General features: G+C 32.3%; 18 protein-coding genes. 9 read left to right on the top strand and 9 right to left on the bottom strand.

All coding sequences use genetic code 11. From position 1 onward, the window contains the following. Position 1: 1 nt before the first annotated feature. The gene (locus Z054_RS0104180) at positions 2-688 is read right to left on the bottom strand and encodes an ABC transporter ATP-binding protein (protein ID WP_024768837.1); all 687 of its coding nucleotides are present in this window, start codon (positions 686-688) and stop codon (positions 2-4) included. 249 nt (positions 689-937) lie between these two features. Here Z054_RS0104180 and Z054_RS0104175 point away from each other — a divergent pair, with 249 nt between their 5' ends. Continuing rightward, positions 938-1534, top strand: a complete 597-nt coding sequence (locus tag Z054_RS0104175; protein ID WP_051473665.1) for a PAS domain-containing protein — start codon at positions 938-940, stop codon at positions 1532-1534. A gap of 85 nt (positions 1535-1619) precedes the next feature. Here the strand turns inward: Z054_RS0104175 and Z054_RS0104170 are convergent, their stop codons facing one another. The 3 genes from Z054_RS0104170 to lnt form a co-directional block, all read right to left on the bottom strand. Beyond that, on the bottom strand, positions 1620-2192 hold the full coding sequence (locus Z054_RS0104170; protein WP_024768835.1) for a hypothetical protein: 573 nt from the start codon (positions 2190-2192) through the stop codon (positions 1620-1622). Positions 2193-2231: 39 nt separating this feature from the next. Further along, entirely contained in the window at positions 2232-4103 is a 1872-nt protein-coding gene (locus Z054_RS0104165) for an ABC-F family ATP-binding cassette domain-containing protein (protein WP_024768834.1), read from the bottom strand. A gap of 89 nt (positions 4104-4192) precedes the next feature. Then, a complete protein-coding gene (lnt, locus tag Z054_RS0104160) occupies positions 4193-5779 on the bottom strand; it encodes an apolipoprotein N-acyltransferase (RefSeq protein ID WP_024768833.1) in 1587 nt (528 codons plus the stop codon). Between the two features lie 717 nt (positions 5780-6496). Between lnt and Z054_RS31560 the strand changes: the two genes are divergently transcribed. The 6 genes from Z054_RS31560 (at position 6497) to Z054_RS0104135 (ending at position 9104) form a co-directional block, all read left to right on the top strand. Beyond that, positions 6497-6661 carry a hypothetical protein gene (locus Z054_RS31560; protein WP_159025749.1) on the top strand — a complete coding sequence of 55 codons (165 nt, stop codon included), beginning with the start codon at positions 6497-6499 and terminating at the stop codon, positions 6659-6661. A gap of 18 nt (positions 6662-6679) precedes the next feature. Beyond that, positions 6680-6844 carry a hypothetical protein gene (locus Z054_RS31555; RefSeq protein WP_159025748.1) on the top strand — a complete coding sequence of 55 codons (165 nt, stop codon included), beginning with the start codon at positions 6680-6682 and terminating at the stop codon, positions 6842-6844. 486 nt (positions 6845-7330) lie between these two features. Next, positions 7331-7546, top strand: coding sequence for a hypothetical protein (locus Z054_RS0104145; RefSeq protein WP_024768832.1), 216 nt, complete (start codon positions 7331-7333; stop codon positions 7544-7546). Positions 7547-7627: 81 nt separating this feature from the next. Then, on the top strand, positions 7628-7804 hold the full coding sequence (locus tag Z054_RS31550) for a hypothetical protein (protein WP_158237218.1): 177 nt from the start codon (positions 7628-7630) through the stop codon (positions 7802-7804). Between the two features lie 229 nt (positions 7805-8033). Continuing rightward, on the top strand, positions 8034-8195 hold the full coding sequence (locus Z054_RS31545) for a hypothetical protein (RefSeq protein WP_159025746.1): 162 nt from the start codon (positions 8034-8036) through the stop codon (positions 8193-8195). Positions 8196-8348: 153 nt separating this feature from the next. Then, positions 8349-9104, top strand: a complete 756-nt coding sequence (locus Z054_RS0104135; protein WP_024768831.1) for a CDP-alcohol phosphatidyltransferase family protein — start codon at positions 8349-8351, stop codon at positions 9102-9104. Here Z054_RS0104135 and lptB read toward each other — a convergent pair. From lptB to Z054_RS0104115, 4 genes are all read right to left on the bottom strand, one after another. Next, on the bottom strand, positions 9101-9844 hold the full coding sequence (gene lptB / locus Z054_RS0104130; protein ID WP_024768830.1) for an LPS export ABC transporter ATP-binding protein: 744 nt from the start codon (positions 9842-9844) through the stop codon (positions 9101-9103). The two genes, Z054_RS0104135 and lptB, sit on opposite strands and share 4 nt — an antisense overlap. An 80-nt stretch (positions 9845-9924) precedes the next feature. Next, on the bottom strand, positions 9925-10275 hold the full coding sequence (locus Z054_RS0104125; protein ID WP_024768829.1) for a carboxymuconolactone decarboxylase family protein: 351 nt from the start codon (positions 10273-10275) through the stop codon (positions 9925-9927). Then, positions 10272-11075: a twin-arginine translocase subunit TatC gene (tatC, locus tag Z054_RS0104120; RefSeq protein WP_394331053.1), complete on the bottom strand. Its 804-nt coding sequence runs from the start codon at positions 11073-11075 to the stop codon at positions 10272-10274. The genes Z054_RS0104125 and tatC overlap by 4 nt, the downstream gene beginning before the upstream one ends. A gap of 35 nt (positions 11076-11110) precedes the next feature. Then, positions 11111-12079: a KpsF/GutQ family sugar-phosphate isomerase gene (locus tag Z054_RS0104115; RefSeq protein WP_024768827.1), complete on the bottom strand. Its 969-nt coding sequence runs from the start codon at positions 12077-12079 to the stop codon at positions 11111-11113. 235 nt (positions 12080-12314) lie between these two features. On the opposite strand from Z054_RS0104115, the gene Z054_RS0104110 reads away from it, so the two are divergent. Beyond that, positions 12315-14519 carry a RecQ family ATP-dependent DNA helicase gene (locus Z054_RS0104110; protein ID WP_024768826.1) on the top strand — a complete coding sequence of 735 codons (2205 nt, stop codon included), beginning with the start codon at positions 12315-12317 and terminating at the stop codon, positions 14517-14519. 653 nt (positions 14520-15172) lie between these two features. Beyond that, positions 15173-15352, top strand: coding sequence for a class I lanthipeptide (locus tag Z054_RS0104100; protein WP_024768825.1), 180 nt, complete (start codon positions 15173-15175; stop codon positions 15350-15352). A gap of 213 nt (positions 15353-15565) precedes the next feature. Here the strand turns inward: Z054_RS0104100 and Z054_RS0104095 are convergent, their stop codons facing one another. Then, positions 15566-15928 (bottom strand): LytR/AlgR family response regulator transcription factor, encoded by a 363-nt coding sequence (locus Z054_RS0104095; protein ID WP_024768824.1) that lies wholly within the window; start codon positions 15926-15928, stop codon positions 15566-15568. Positions 15929-16548 lie beyond the last annotated feature (620 nt).

Here is a 16548-nt window from a genome sequence, read left to right as displayed (position 1 = left end):
ACTATTTGTTCCTTACATCGCTTTCGACTATCCCATCACGAAGACGGATAACACGATGTGCATGCGTGGCAACTTCTTCTTCGTGAGTAACAAGAATAACCGTATTTCCTGCAGCATGAATTTCATCAAAAAGCTGCATAATTTCTAATGACGTTTTGGAATCCAGATTTCCGGTAGGCTCATCAGCCAATATTATCGAAGGTTTATTTACTAAGGCTCGACCAACAGCTACACGCTGTCGCTGACCTCCAGAGAGTTGATTAGGTTTGTGATCCATTCGATCAGATAAACCAACATCTGTGAGTACTTCTTCTGCTCTAATTGCTCTGTCCTTTTTAGAAGCACCCGCATAGACCATGGGTAATGCAACGTTATCTAATGCAGTAGTTCTAGGCAATAAATTAAAAGTTTGAAATACAAAACCAATTTCGCGATTTCGAATATCAGCTAATTCATTATCGGTCATTTTACTAACATCGTTTCCGTTTAGATTATAAGTCCCACCAGTTGGTGTGTCAAGACATCCCAGAAGATTCATTAGAGTAGATTTACCAGAACCAGAAGGGCCCATTATTGCCAGATATTCTCCACGAGCAATATCAAGATCAATACCCTTAAGTACATATACAGTTTCCTGTCCTAATTGAAAGTTTCTGATAATTCCTCTAATTTCTATAACATTTCCCATATAGTAATCTTTACAGATTGTTAAGATACAATTTTAGACTATATGACGCAGCAGATAAAAAGTTGTTACACTCTAATTGTAAAATGTTCTTTTATCAACTCTATGTATTGCTATAGTATGGGCTGGTGGTTAAAAGTAAGTTAAAAAATAAATCCCTCTAACCCTCTTAATAATACTATGATTTTTGTCATTTTTTGCATTTCATGTTACGGTTAATTTTGCCTCGGAATTTAACTAACAATAATAAATATGAAAGCACTAAAACGCCCCGAACCCATCAATGTAGAGATTGTCTTAGATCCTAAAGAAACAATCATGAGTAAAACTGATCCTAAAGGAATAATAGAATATGCGAATGATTATTTTATGCAAGTTTGTGGATATGAAGAACAAGAATTAATAGGTCAACCTCATAATGTGATTCGTCACCCCGATATGCCTAAAGTTATTTTTAAGTGGTTGTGGGAACATTTGCTGGCAAAGAAAAATATACATGCCTTGGTTAAGAATCTGGCAAAAGACGGTAGGTATTATTGGGTAATTACAGATTTTGATGTAAAACTAGATGATGATGGACAGATCACTTCTTTCTTTGCGAGAAGAAAGGCTCCGCCTAGAAAGACAATTGAAAAAATTGATAATCTTTATAAGAAACTTTTGGCTATTGAAGAGGCTAGTGGTGTAGATACTGCAGAAAAATACCTAATTGGATTTCTAGAAGAAAAAAGAATGAGCTATGATGAGTTTGTTGAGGAAATTTGTTTGTCTGGAGAGACAAAACCCTATGATCCAAAAGATTTACAATATCATAAACGAAGAACGATATTTTCAAGAATGTTTAGATAATGTATAATGATATTTATGATACAATAATTACTTTTTTAAAATTTTGTGTGAGTTGTAAAACTCATGTGATTTAGTTTATGTTTTTTTATGCTCTGATTATAAAGTGTTCTTTTGCTTGTTCATTCCTGATAAACACAAAACCAAGATGAAAAGTATCAATAGTTACGGTGATTTTCGGGTGTTTTTTTATTATTTCCCATAAAATGACATTAGCTTCAGATTCATATATAGAATTGAGTATGATAACACTGTCGTTATGAACCTTAGATAGTAATAATTCTGTATTTAATTGACATTGTAACTGGTTTATATCGAGATAAATCATGTCGTAATCTTTCTTGGATTGTATAACATGATCAATCGAAACCAAATTCTCTATTGATAAAACCTCTGATATAAAACCCAAATCTGTCAAAATAAGAACGTTTTTAAGATCAAAATATGGGACTATACGATTTAGAAGTTTAGCAGTGCGATATCTAACAGGAATTTTTTTATCTGCTTTTTTATATACTGATTTTATAGATAGGTATGCTTTTCGTTTTTCTGTGTTATAAAAACATCTGGTGATCAAATTATATACAAAAGGTGAATGCACACCATGTTGATTGGTAGATTTAAAAAGAAATCTGAGGTATGCTTTTATTTTGAAGTACATTTTTTAGTCTAAATCAAAAATCCGACACTATTAATCATGTCATTCTTCCATTTTTTCAGAAAGCTCAAACCACCGCATTTCGTTTTCTTCAATCTGCTGAATGATTTTCTGGAGTTTTTGAGATTCAGTATTTATTTTTTCTTCATCTAGGTTACCTTCGGCAAAAAGACTTTCGATTTCTTTCTTTTGCAGCTCTAATTTTTTAAGCTCTCGTTCAATTTTACTAAATTCTTTTTGCTCATTATAAGAAAGAGCAACTTTATTATCCTTTTTCCAGGTGTTTTTGGCTTTTGTATCTGCAGTAATATCCGATGTTTTTACCTCGACTTCTTTACTGTCTTCATAAATACGATAATCGGTATAATTACCGGGAAAATCCTGAATAACACCATTGCCTCTAAACACGAATAAATGATCTACGATCTTATCCATAAAATAACGATCATGGGATACTACAATCAAACATCCAGGGAAATCTAACAAGAAATTTTCGAGTACATTAAGTGTTACAATATCTAAATCATTGGTTGGTTCATCGAGAATCAAAAAATTAGGATTTTGAATTAAAACGGTACATAGGTATAACCTTTTACGTTCACCTCCACTTAATTTTTCTACAAAATCATATTGTTTTTTGCGGTCAAACAAAAAACGTTCGAGCAATTGTTGTGCAGAAATTTGTCGTCCTTTTTTTAAAGGAATGTAATCTCCAAATTCTCGAATTACCTCGATAACTTTTTGCCCTTCTTTGATTGTTATACCGCTTTGTGTATAATATCCAAATTTTATAGTGTCGCCTATCACAATTTTCCCATGATCAGGAGTGATCGAACCTGTAATCATGTTTAGAAAAGTAGATTTACCTGTTCCATTTTTACCAATGACACCAATACGTTCTCCTTTTTTGAAAACATATTCAAATTGGTCTAACAAGATAAGTTTATCAAAACGTTTAGAGACTTTATGAAGCTCGAGAACCTTACTCCCCATGCGCTCCATATTAATCTCGAGTTGAACTTCATGATCATTACGACGTTTGTGAGCACGTTCTTTGATTTCAAAGAAATCATCAATTCTAGATTTGGATTTGGTAGTACGTGCCTTTGGTTGACGACGCATCCAGTCTAATTCTTTTTTGTAAAGTTGCTTGGCTTTATCTGTTGTAATTTGCTCATTTACAACTCTAGCTTCTTTATTTGCCAGGTAATATGCATAATTACCTTTGTAGCTATAGAGTTGACCATTTTCTAATTCTATAATCTCATTACATACATTTTCTAGAAAATAACGATCATGAGTTACCATGAATAGCGTAAAATTCTCTTTGGCGAAATACTCTTCTAGCCATTCTATCATTTCTAAATCCAGATGGTTGGTAGGCTCATCGAGATATAATAGATTGGGCTTGCTTAATAATATATTTGCCAGAGCTAATCGTTTCTTTTGCCCACCAGATAATTCACTTACTTTTTTGTTGAGGTCGTCTAGTTTAAGTTTAAAAAGTATTTGTTTATACTGCGTTTCAAAATCCCAGGCATTAATAGCATCCATTTTTTCAAATGCTAGCTGATAGCCCTCTACATCATCAGGATTTAACAATGCTTTTTCATAAGTGTTAATCACTTGAAGAATATCATTGTCTGAAGCAAAAATAGTTTGTTCAATAGTAAGAGTAGGATCCAGATTAGGTTCCTGAGGTAAAAAGGCTACTTTTAGATTTTTGCGGTATACAACTTGCCCTTCGTCTGGCTCTTCATCACCGGCAACAATATCAAGGAGAGAGGTTTTTCCAGTTCCGTTTTTGGCAACAAAACCAATTTTCTGCCCTTCGTTGATTCCAAAAGAAATGTTTTTAAAAAGGATACGTTCTCCAAATCCTTTAGCTATATTTTCTACTGATACGTAATTCACAATTTTTTATAAAGCTGCAAAGGTACAAAGATGTGTACTAACATAGTTATAAAGTACAGAAGTATTATATTATATTTAGGTATTGATTTTCAGGTTGTCATTTTTCTTTTCCGTCGGGTCACAGAAAAAAGGAATATAAAAATCGAAAGAAATATAGAAACTCTAGCCAGGTAATTCCCTGCTTTTACATAAAATGTGGTCTTGTTATTTGCGATAAGAGTTCCTTTTAGTGCTCCTTGTTTTTCATAATCTAATTTTGCTACGATATCTCCTGTTTGGTTAATAATAGCAGAAATTCCTGTATTAGCGCTTCGTGCAATGCTTCTTCGGGTTTCGATGGCTCTTAGTCTAGCATAAGATAGATGTTGTCTATGTCCTTGAGTATTGCCCCACCAGGCATCATTGGTAATAATTGCCAGAAAGTTTGCCTTATTTCTAATATACCCTGTAGCAAATTCTCCATATATACTCTCATAACAGATTAAAGTTCCTACTCCAATACTATCTTTAGAGAAGAATACTTCTCGATCTTCTTGGGTAGTTTTTTTAGCGACCGTTCCTCCAAGATCAATCATGGCATCTCCAAAAATAGGTTTTAAGACACTTTGGTACGGGAAATTTTCTACACCAACAACGAGTTTGCTTTTGTGATATAAATCACCAGTACCATCGGGGCGAACAAAAAATGCAGAATTATAGTCATCATAATAAATACCTTCTTTATAAGTATTCGTTTGCCTGCGAATTTTACTTGGATCATTAAATACATCAATTAATGATATCCCTGATAATACATTTGCGTTAGGGTATTGGTTAAGTATTCGATGTGCAGTTTTTTTAGCAATAGAACTAGAGAACTTAGTAAGTCTGTTATTATCTGCAAAAACAGTTTCTGGGGCAATAATAAAATCTGTTTTTGAAGTAGCAACGGTATTCGTTAACGAGTCTAATAATTTACCTATTCGATTATCTGTGGTGTTGTATTTTTCGGTATATGGATTTATGTTTGGCTGTAGAATAACCACTTCGATATCACTTCCTTCTTCTTCATAAGTTTTTAGAATAATAAATGATACTATAATTGGAATTAGAATGATCAATCCATTGCGAATGGCAGATCTGTATAGAATAGTTTTATCTTTGTGTTCTGTAAAAAGTAGTACACTTTTAAAAACGCTAATATTGATGATCCAGATCCAAAGTGTACCACCAAAAGTTCCTGTATATTCATACCATTGTATCCAAGAGGTAAAACTCGAAAATCCATTACCCAGATTAAGCCAGGGCCAGGAAAACTCCCATTGTAGATGCATATATTCAAAAGACATCCAAAAACAAACGAGAAATATACTACTAATTGTAAATGTGGTTCTTTTAGCAACAATATGGTAGATTAAAAACACCAAAGTCATCACTAGGCTATTTACAATTTCTGCAAACCACATACCAAAAGGAGTAGAATTATAAATCCACCAGGTGGTAATCATATTCCAAATGAAAAAAGTAAGAAAAGCAAGACCAAAAACCTGACTTTTGCTGTATTTGTTTTTTCGAATGTTATATTCTGCAATCAAAAGAGGGACAAACCCAAAGAATAAAAATAAAGGAAAACCATAAGTTGGCCAGCTAATGGCAAGCAGGAGACCCGAAATAATAGACAGAATGATGTTTCTCATAAAAAAAGCTTCCTTATTAATAACGAAATTAAACTTATTTAGTTACAAATAATATAATTGAATGTTTCTTTTTTGTGACGTTTAGCAATAGGTAGTCTTTTAAGTGTTTAAACTGGTGGTTCGATAAAATTCCACGCAATATGATATTTATAAGTTTATTACTTAAAATTTGTATTTCATTTTAAGGAATATAGCGTTGCTCTTCTGATATCTCTTTTAGGTTTTTTATGTTTTGGTGGTTTAGTATTTGTGAAATATAGTAGTAGTCAAAATTTATAAATTTATACCTCATTTTCAGGAATATAGAGCTATTTTCCTTGTATCTCTACTAGCCTTTGTTCTATATTTGATTCCGTTGCTAATACCTTTTTTTATACAATCGAGTGATTGTTAGGGAAAAGAAAAGTACACGTTTCAATTAGAGAAGCAATATATCTGATGTGTAAAAACACGATCAATTTTATCTTATAAATATTAGTAAATGGGCAATCATATCCAAAAAATTATGACCTGTCAAATTTGATTTTCTTTATAGAAGATTTAGAAGAAAAAGCATACCAACCAATGACTTCTGTAAAAGAAATATAAGTAGTAGTATAAAAAAACAAAGCTCAAAAATGAGCTTTGAATGTAAACATATTCTCTCGCGAAGAATAGACACATATGGTGAGTGTCTTAAAATGTTCATCACAAATGTAAATATTGAATATTTAAATTATGAAAAAATCAATTTTAAATTTAGGAAAAGTTATAAATAAAGCTAAACAAAAAACGATTAATGGTGGAGGTATGGAAGCCTCTTGCGAAGAATTAGGATGGAACGAATCAACTTGTAAATATGGATCATCGGCTTCTGATATCAATTACCTTAAATGTTGTTAAAAATTAAATCATTCTAAAATGAAAAAATCAATTTTGAATTTAGGAAAAGCTTTAAGTAAAGCAGAACAAAAATCAATTAATGGAGGTATAGCCCCATATTTATGCACACTAGGAGACCCATGCTATATTTTTATGGGACCAATATGTACAGATGTATGTATGCATGATCCTGGAGGGAGGTAGAACGTAAAATTAATTCTACAACTTATATGTTTAAAAGTAAACAATCATTGTTTTAAGTTCATATTACTGTAGGTTATTGATAACTTGGCTGCAGTTGCTTTTTAGTAAAAAGCAACTCAGCTTTTTTTCAAGAACTTACTAAAGTTTTTCTAAATACGTAATAAAAAATCAAAATCGAATATAAATTACTGTTTTTCAATTAGATATGTTATATTCGTTGTGTTACCCCAACCCCTCAACTTAATTCAGAATAAACCAAAGGCTGAAATCCATTTTGGTATAGTGTTGTTAATAGTGGATTTACTCTTTTTTTATTATGAGTTTGAAAGAAAACAACCCGTTATTACTACTTCATTCTATATATGAAAGTATAAAATGTTTTTTATGGCTTTTGTATTATAGATAATATTCTTTTCGAAAAGCATAGACACAAACGATGAGTGTCTTAAAACAGTTGTCGTAAAAATTAATCTTAAAACCTATATCATGAAAAATCACATTTTAAACTTGGGTAAAATTTTAACCAAAACCCAACAAAAACAGATTAATGGAGGCGATTTTAACCCTTGTCCTTGTAGCTCTGAATATGAATTATATTCTGACGGTTCATGTTCATATTCGGCAAGTGGGACATCTTGGGGGGCTCCTTTTCCAGGAGGTAGATGTCTGGGCACTTTACAAAACGATTTTTGTTGTGTTTAGGCAAATCATTTTCCTTTACTTATAGAAAACGATGAGTGTCTTAAAACGGTTGTCGTAAAAAATAATCTTAAAACTTACATCATGAAAAATCACATTTTAAACTTGGGTAAAATTTTAACCAAAACTCAACAAAAACAGATTAGTGGCGGTAGATGTCAAAATGCATTTCAATGCTGGGAGGCAGCAAATTTTTTTGGACCAGAAGACGCATATGCGTGTATTAATGGAAATTGCGGACTTAATCCAGGTCCACTTTAATTACTGGAGTGTGAAAAATCAAATTTAAACTTAAGAAAAGTTTAGATAAAGCGGAACAAAAAATAATTAATACAGAAAATCTTATATCTGGTGAATGCAATCTTCAAAAATAGAATAGTACAATTCTTATATGTAAAGTTCTATGCCGAAATAGATATACTTGGTAATAGACACAAACGATGAGTGTCTTAAAATGTTTGTCGTAAAAAATAATCTTAAAACTTATATTATGAAAAATCACATTTTGAACTTGGGTACAGTTTTAACCAAAACTCAACAAAAGCAAATTAGTGGAGGAAGACCAGTTAATTGTTACCATCATGCAATTTGTCCACCAATTGATGAACCAGATTCGTGTATAATTTATGGAAATGTATGTCATGTACTATAGGTAGATGGTTCTTGGTGATAATTCCAAATTTTAAATTTACTATAGAATTCCCCGAGGCAGAGCCTCGGGGAATTACTCTTTAGGGCTAAAAAGCATATTTTTAAGTGTTCATTAGAGAAAATAGTTTACTATTTTTGCACAAAATCAAACTTCATGCTTATTAAAAGACAAATTCCAAACTTCATAACGCTTCTTAATCTTTTTTGTGGATGTATTGCTGTTATTTTTGCTGTTTTGGGGCAACTAGAGTTTACGGCATTATTTGTAATGTTGGGTATAGGATTTGACTTTTTTGATGGTTTTGCAGCTAGAGTATTAGATGTTAAGAGTGAGCTGGGTTTACAGCTTGATTCTTTGGCAGATATGGTTACCAGTGGGGTTGCCCCTGGTATTGTGATGTACCAATTATTATCACAAGTTTTTGGGAAACCCTTTTATGCAACTCCCGGTTCTTGGGATGCAGAACAGGTTTTAGCGAGTTTTGATATGTCTTACATGTCTTTGCTTGGCTTGTTGATAACTTTGGCTTCTGCATATCGATTGGCTAAATTTAATATAGACACTCGCCAAACCAATTCATTTATTGGTTTGCCAACACCAGCAAATACATTATTAATTATTAGTTTACCATTAATACTTAAGTTTCAGCAAGAACCTTGGGTTTTAGAGATTATCCTTAATAAATGGTTTTTGATTGGTTTAACCTTGCTAAGTTGTTATTTGCTCAATGCAGAGATTCCTCTATTTGCTTTAAAGTTTAAAAGCTGGGGATTTGCAGAAAATAAAGTTCGTTATATTTTTATAATACTTACCGTTATATTGATTGTACTCTTGAAATTCATAGCAATACCATGTGTGATACTACTTTATATTTTGATGTCGGTTTTCTTAAAGAATAAGTTAGTTTAATTGAAGTCTAACTTCTTTTTTCTAAGTTCAAAATTTTGTCCCAGATATACTTTACGTACCATTTCATCCTCGGCCAATTCTTCGGGGATACCTGCTTTTAGGATACTTCCTTCAAACATCAGATACGTTCTATCTGTTATTGCAAGGGTCTCCTGTACATTGTGATCTGTAATCAGAATACCGATGTTCTTATTTTTTAATTGAGCAACGATACGTTGTATATCTTCAACGGCTACTGGATCTACCCCGGCAAAAGGTTCATCCAAAAGTATAAAATTAGGGTCTGTTGCCAGTGCTCGTGCTATCTCTGTACGACGACGTTCACCACCACTTAGCAAATCACCACGGTTTTTACGGATATGTCCTAAACCAAATTCTTCGATAAGTGCTTCCATTTTATGTAATTGCTCTTTCTTAGAAAGTTTAGTAAGTTGAAGTACACTTAATATATTATCTTCAATACTTAATTTTCTAAATACAGAAGCTTCCTGAGCCAAATAACCAATACCATTTTGTGCACGTTTATACATTGGATATTTGGTTATATCTGTGTTTTCTAATGTAATTTTCCCTCCGTTAGGTTTTACTAAACCAACAATCATATAAAACGAAGTTGTTTTACCGGCACCATTAGGCCCTAGAAGTCCAACAATTTCTCCTTGATTAACTTCCAGAGAAATTCCTTTTACTACTTTTCTACCTTTATATGATTTTACAAGATTATCTGCTTTTAACTTCATATCAGAATGACTTCTTTATATAGTGGGTGTTGCTAAAATAAGGTCGTAAATTTACACTATTCTTTTTAACCACTATAAACTTATGAAGCTTTTGCTTCAAGTGCGTCCCAAAACTCATAAGCACGACGCAAATGAGGAATAACAATAGTGCCTCCTACTAGTGTAGCAATGCTAAGGGATTCAACTACTTCTTCTTTTGTTAACCCTTCTTTATGACAGGTTTCAAGATGATAGCGTACACAGTCGTCACAGCGCAACACAATAGATGCCACTAGCCCTAATAATTCTTTGGTTTTTACATTTAGAGCACCTTCCATGTAGGCATTGGTATCCAGATTAAAGATTCTCTTGATTATTTTATTATTATCCTCCAGAATACGAGAATTCATTTTCTCTCTGTAGCTGTTGAATTCGTCAACTATATCACTCATTTAGATTGTTTTTGTAATTTTTTCTTTTCTTTTTTTATAACAGTTTTAGATATAAAAATACTTACCTCATATAATATTAAAACCGGAATAGCAACAATAACCTGACTAGCAATATCGGGTGGTGTGATTACGGCAGATAATATTAATACAATTACTAAAGCAAATTTTCTATATTTTTTTAAGAACTCTGGAGTAACCAATCCTACCTTAGTAAGGAAAAACATAATAATAGGAAGTTCGAATATTAGTCCACAAGCAATTACTGAAGCCCTTATCAGTGCTATATAGCTGTCAATATCGAATTCGTTAAGAACCTCTTTACTCACTTGATATCCTCCTAAGAAATTAATAGATAATGGTGTGATCACGTAGTATCCAAAAAGTACTCCCAGAAAAAATAGACAGGAACAGATAATAATGAATCCTTTAGAATTCTTTTTCTCTTTATCATACAATGCTGGAGAAATGAATTTCCAGAATTCATACAGTACATAAGGAAATGCTATAATAAAACCTGCTGTTATAGAGGTCCAGATATGAACAGAGAACTGACCGGCTACTTTTCTGCTCTGTACACTGAAAGGTAATTCTTTAAAGCATAAGCTTTCATCTAAACCTAAAAGTTTTGATAAATTACAGAGACCATTATAGGTAGGGAAATCTGGTTTTTTTGGACCAAAAATTAAGACGTCAAAGATAAATTCTTTTGATATAAAAGCTATGATTCCGGCAATGAGTACTGCAACAGTAGCTCTAATTAAATGCCAGCGTAACTCTTCTAGATGATCTAGAAAAGACATAGACTGAGGGTTTTTTTGAGTAGTGTTGTCAGCCATTATAAAATACCTTCTCTCATTAAATCATGAATGTGTAGCAGTCCCACATATTTACCATCTTTTTCTGCTAATAATTGAGTTATTGAGCTCTCCTCTAATTTCTCAAGAGCATCGACTGCCATGGCATCATTATCAATACGTTTGGGATTAGGAGACATAATATCTTTAGCGATCAAGCCTTCAAAAGAAGAAGCTCCTTTTGTTAACATTCTACGCAAATCCCCATCTGTTATAATGCCAAGGATAGTTCCATTTTCTGTAACTGCTGTGGCTCCTAGTCTTTTTTCTGTCATTTCAACAATTACACTATTTATATTAGATTCTGGAGATACTTCGGGTTTTTCATTTTGAGATGTGATATCACTTACTCGAAGGTATAATTTTTTTCCCAATGCACCCCCTGGATGATATTTGGCAAAATCCCTGCTAGAAAATCCTTGTAGGTGTAATAAGCAAACTGCCAGTGCATCTCCTATAACTAGTTGTGCAGTAGTACTTGTAGTAGGAGCTAGGTTATTAGGACATGCTTCTTTTTCTACATAAGCATGCAATACGTAATCAGCTTCCTGACCTAAAAAAGACTCCTTATTAGCTGTAATACCAATTAAAGGGTTTTTAAAATTTTTAATCAACGGAACCAGAACTTTTATTTCTGGAGTATTTCCACTTTTAGAAATACAAATAACGATATCATCTTCGAGAATATTTCCTAAATCACCATGAATGGCATCGGCAGCATGCATAAAAACTGCAGGTGTACCTGTAGAATTCATTGTAGCAACAATTTTGGTGGCAATAATAGCACTTTTGCCTATACCAGTGATAATAACTCTACCTTTTGAGTTATGTATGGTTTCTACGGCATCAGAAAATTCTTTATCAATGAGCTCTTCTAGGTATGCAATTGCGCGAGCTTCCTCGGCAACAGTCTTTTTGGCATATGAGATTATAGTGTCTTGGGTATTCAAAATTTAAAAAATTTTCGTGTTATAAATAAAGATTTTATTATCTTTAATTTACGCAAAGGTATACAATACCTTATTAATTTTAAATAGTGATAAAAAAAAGCGTATTAATTTATGCTTTGTTTATCTTTGGCATGCTAAAATTAGAAACGAAACATCCACTAAGTCTGTATTTGGGGAAATAGATTTAGTGTTAGTGAATCTTTATTTAATTGGTATATAAAAGTTAAATGATTTAATGAGTTTGAATGAAACTGACTTGCAAAGTGCTTTAAAAAAACATTTTGGCTTTAGTCAATTTAGAGGACTACAGGAAAAGGTAATACATTGTATTTTGGAAAAACAAAATACATTTGTAATAATGCCTACAGGCGGGGGTAAATCCCTATGTTATCAACTGCCCGCTTTAATGTGTAAAGGGACCGCTATTGTGGTTTCACCCCTGATCGCATTAATGAAAAATCAAGTGGATGCTATTCGCAGTATTTCTTCGGTAGAGGGTATTGCCCATGTGCTTAATTCGTCTCTTAATAAATCCGAGGTAAAAAGGGTAAAAGAAGATATAATTAGCGGGGTTACCAAGTTGTTATATGTTGCTCCAGAATCACTTACTAAAGAAGAATATGTAGATTTTTTAAAATCTCAGGAGGTTTCTTTTTTAGCTGTAGATGAAGCGCATTGTATTAGTGAATGGGGGCATGATTTTAGACCCGAATATAGAAATCTACGTAATATTATTAGAAGAATAGGAGAAGATATCCCTATTATAGGGCTCACCGCAACTGCAACTCCAAAAGTACAGGAAGATATTCTTAAAAATTTAGGAATGAGTGATGCTAAAACGTTTAAAGCATCATTTAATCGCCCTAATCTGTTTTATGAAATACGTCCGAAAACAAAAAATGTAGATGCAGACATTACTCGTTTTGTAAAACAAAATAGTGGTAAAAGTGGTATTATATATTGTCTTAGTAGAAAAAGAGTAGAAGAGTTGGCGCAGACATTAGAGGTTAATGGAGTAAAGGCTGTTCCTTATCATGCAGGATTAGATGCCAAGACCAGAGCTAAACATCAGGATATGTTTTTGATGGAAGATGTAGATGTAGTAGTAGCTACAATTGCTTTCGGAATGGGAATCGATAAACCAGATGTGCGTTTTGTGATCCATCATGATATGCCCAAAAGTATAGAGAGTTATTATCAAGAAACAGGACGTGCCGGTCGAGATGGGGGAGAAGGACATTGCCTGGCATATTATGCATATAAAGATATAGAAAAACTAGAAAAGTTTATGAGCGGCAAACCTGTTGCCGAACAAGAGATAGGTCACGCTTTGTTACAAGAAATAGTGGCATTTGCAGAAACTTCTATATCCAGACGTAAATTTATATTGCATTATTTTGGTGAGGAGTTTGATGATGTAAAAGGTGATGGAGCTGATATGGATGATAATGTGCGTAATCCAAAGAAGAAGCACGAAGCCAAAGATGAAGTAAAGTTACTGCTTGAAGTCGTTAGTAAAACAGGAGAGATATATAAATCTAAAGACCTGGTTAATACACTTATTGGTAAAAGCAATGCCTTGATCATTTCTCATAGAACACATCAACAAGATTTTTTTGGAAGTGGTAAAGCAAGAGATGACAAATATTGGATGGCTCTTGCACGCCAGGTGTTGGTAAAAGGATATTTGCGTAAAGATATCGAAACTTATGGAGTGATTAGGATTACTGCAGAGGGGAAAAATTTTATCGACAACCCGATAAGTTTTATGATGACCGAGGATCATATATATAATCAAACTACCGATGATTCTATAATAACTGCAGCAAAGTCTGGAGCTAAGGGAGGTAGTGATGATAAGTTAGTTGGAATGCTACGTAATTTAAGAAAAACAGTATCCAAAAAACTCGGAGTTCCTCCATTTGTAGTATTTCAGGATCCTTCTATAGATGATATGGCTCTTAAATATCCTGTTACTGTCGAAGAACTGGCAAATGTTCATGGAGTAGGTGAAGGTAAGGCTAAGAAATATGGCCCTGCATTTGTAGCTCTTATTGCAGAATATGTAGAAGAAAATGATATTATGCGACCCGATGATTTTGTAGTTAAAAGTACAGGAGCCAATAGTGGTCTAAAGCTATATATTATACAAAATGTAGATCGAAAACTACCTTTGGATGATATAGCTGCTGCAAAAGGGATGGATATGACTGCTTTTATAAAAGAGATGGAAGCTATTGTTTATAGCGGTACTAAACTTAATATTGGGTATTGGATAGATGAAATTCTTGATGAAGACCAGCAAGAAGAGATTCATGAGTATTTTATTGAAGCCGAAAATGATAAAATAGATACAGCAATAGAAGAATTTGATGGTGACTATGATGATGAAGAATTACGTCTATATCGTATTAAGTTTATTAGTGATGTAGCGAATTAGAATATGATATACAATATAGAAAAAGGCTTTGGAGTTACCCAAAGCCTTTTTTACTGCCTTACTCCAAATCAGTTTATTTATAAAAAATCTCGAAGACTAACTGAAAAACACTTATTTCAAAATTTAAATGAATCGTTAAAACTAATTTTGTTAGCGCTTATCAATTAATCTACTACACTCACCAATATGTTAATTTGGTTTTTGTCTACTAACCATATATTTATATAGGATTTTATGTTTTATACGATATAAGTGTAATTAGTTTGTGAGAAATAAATTAAATCATCCATTGTATCTGAGAAATTAAAGCATTGAGGGATTAACTTTTTTTTAACTATATACTAAATTTTGAATTGTATAAATAAATTAGAGAAACAGTTAAAAAATACAAAAAAAAATAAAATCTCTCTATATGGATTTCTTGTTGGAATTATTGAAACACCTGCAGTACTTATCAATAAAAGAGGAAAACGGAATTAAAAAGCTGTCGGGTATTAGATGAAATCATAGGTACGCAGAGCTATAATCTCAGTTTAGCTCATGGTATGTCTGATGCCTTAAAATAGATCCATACCATTTTTGATAAGTAGAAAGCAAGTGAAAATATTTATGAAGAATACTTATTTATTTAATAACAATTAAAATTTTTAATCATGAAAAAAAAGAAGTTATCTAATTTAAATTTAAACAAAAAAACGATCTCTAAATTGAATAGTTCAAAAATAATTGGAGGTAGAGATTCTCGTCCTACTGTTCCTACTTTAGAACTTTCTTATTGTGTAGGTATTCCCGGAGTTCCTGCAGGTTGTATGTCTGTTAACCCTTGCGCATAATAAAACCTCTATCCTGTTACTTTATTTTGTAATAGTGAAAGTGATTAAGTAAGAAGGTATTAATCATTTGATAAGAGGCTGTCTAAAAATACTTAGGCAGTCTTTTTATTTTCAGTTACTTGATTAAGATTCTGGCTTAAGTTTTCGACATCAAGTGTTTTAGAAAATAACTTAAAGAGCTCTATATATGTGAAAAAATTATTCTACATTAATTTATGAGAGATTTTTTATTAATTCTATTAACTTTGGTTTATTACGTATAGAAACAACTATTCTTTCTTTATTGCTCAGAGTGATAGCTTCTTTTTTGTATATAGAGTGAATTTGGTTAATATTAATCAATGTTGATCTATTTGCTCTAAAGAATCCTTTTTTAGATAATAAGCCTTCATAATATTTTAAAGATTTCGAAACTAAATAAGTTGATTTATTGGATGCTGTAAAAAGACTATAGTTGCCATCTGCCTCACATTTAATAATGTCATTTATATCCACTGCAATATGCTCATTCCCAATATGAACTAGTATTTTGGAGGTGCTGGAACTTTCTTTTAAAAAAATATGGTTTTGCGTCAAAAGAAAAGGTTTTTTTATTGATTTGTTACTTCGAATTGTTCTTAGACTTAGAGCGTGTTATTAACTTGATATTCCGTTTTTGGTTTTTTTTAATAGATATAGGGGATACAGATATGGTTAATAAATGTATTTACTATATAATGTAGTAATAATGTAAAATGTTACCTTGTTTTTATGTTATATTCTTATTAAATGTGTTGTTGTGTTCAAAAATATTGATGTTATTCAGGATGATCGGAGATTATGATTATAAATATTCATTTAAATTTAAGCTAAGAATATTGTTAGAACCGTACTAATTCATTAGTTTTTCTAAAACTTAATGCATTTTCTTTTTAAGAACACAAAATATTATAATAAACCACCTACAATTTCCTGTGTTTGCAATTTGTTTAAACTTAAATAAAAAGACTGCCTATATAAAAGCTATAGACAGTCTCATTCTTTGATAGGTTTGTTTTATGATTTAATCAATAGTTTAGGCACAATTACATATACCCCCAACCCAATATCCACCGCTGTGTGGGCCTATTCCACATTGCCAATTGGCAGTTCCGCAGCAGATAGCGTCTGTATCCCAAAAGCAGCGGTGACGTCCCAAACCTCCTTGAATTTTGCTT

Source organism: Aquimarina macrocephali JAMB N27 (genome assembly GCF_000520995.1).
Classification (GTDB): domain Bacteria; phylum Bacteroidota; class Bacteroidia; order Flavobacteriales; family Flavobacteriaceae; genus Aquimarina; species Aquimarina macrocephali.
The sequence above is the reverse complement of the archived record's forward strand: the minus strand, read 5'-3'. Positions and strand labels throughout refer to the sequence as shown.

Bases quoted from the DNA above. Each gene is read 5' to 3' on its own strand.
- Z054_RS0104170 (WP_024768835.1), bottom strand. From the start codon at position 2,192: ATGTACTTCAAAATAAAAGCATACCTCAGATTTCTTTTTAAATCTACC.
- Z054_RS31555 (WP_159025748.1), top strand. From the start codon at position 6,680: ATGAAAAAATCAATTTTGAATTTAGGAAAAGCTTTAAGTAAAGCAGAA.
- tatC (WP_394331053.1), bottom strand. From the start codon at position 11,075: ATGTCTTTTCTAGATCATCTAGAAGAGTTACGCTGGCATTTAATTAGA.
- Z054_RS0104135 (WP_024768831.1), top strand. From the start codon at position 8,349: ATGCTTATTAAAAGACAAATTCCAAACTTCATAACGCTTCTTAATCTT.
- Z054_RS0104125 (WP_024768829.1), bottom strand. From the start codon at position 10,275: ATGAGTGATATAGTTGACGAATTCAACAGCTACAGAGAGAAAATGAAT.
- Z054_RS0104100 (WP_024768825.1), top strand. From the start codon at position 15,173: ATGAAAAAAAAGAAGTTATCTAATTTAAATTTAAACAAAAAAACGATC.
- Z054_RS31545 (WP_159025746.1), top strand. From the start codon at position 8,034: ATGAAAAATCACATTTTGAACTTGGGTACAGTTTTAACCAAAACTCAA.
- Z054_RS31550 (WP_158237218.1), top strand. From the start codon at position 7,628: ATGAAAAATCACATTTTAAACTTGGGTAAAATTTTAACCAAAACTCAA.
- Z054_RS0104180 (WP_024768837.1), bottom strand. From the start codon at position 688: ATGGGAAATGTTATAGAAATTAGAGGAATTATCAGAAACTTTCAATTA.
- Z054_RS31560 (WP_159025749.1), top strand. From the start codon at position 6,497: ATGAAAAAATCAATTTTAAATTTAGGAAAAGTTATAAATAAAGCTAAA.
- Z054_RS0104175 (WP_051473665.1), top strand. From the start codon at position 938: ATGAAAGCACTAAAACGCCCCGAACCCATCAATGTAGAGATTGTCTTA.
- lnt (WP_024768833.1), bottom strand. From the start codon at position 5,779: ATGAGAAACATCATTCTGTCTATTATTTCGGGTCTCCTGCTTGCCATT.
- lptB (WP_024768830.1), bottom strand. From the start codon at position 9,844: ATGAAGTTAAAAGCAGATAATCTTGTAAAATCATATAAAGGTAGAAAA.
- Z054_RS0104110 (WP_024768826.1), top strand. From the start codon at position 12,315: ATGAGTTTGAATGAAACTGACTTGCAAAGTGCTTTAAAAAAACATTTT.
- Z054_RS0104145 (WP_024768832.1), top strand. From the start codon at position 7,331: ATGAAAAATCACATTTTAAACTTGGGTAAAATTTTAACCAAAACCCAA.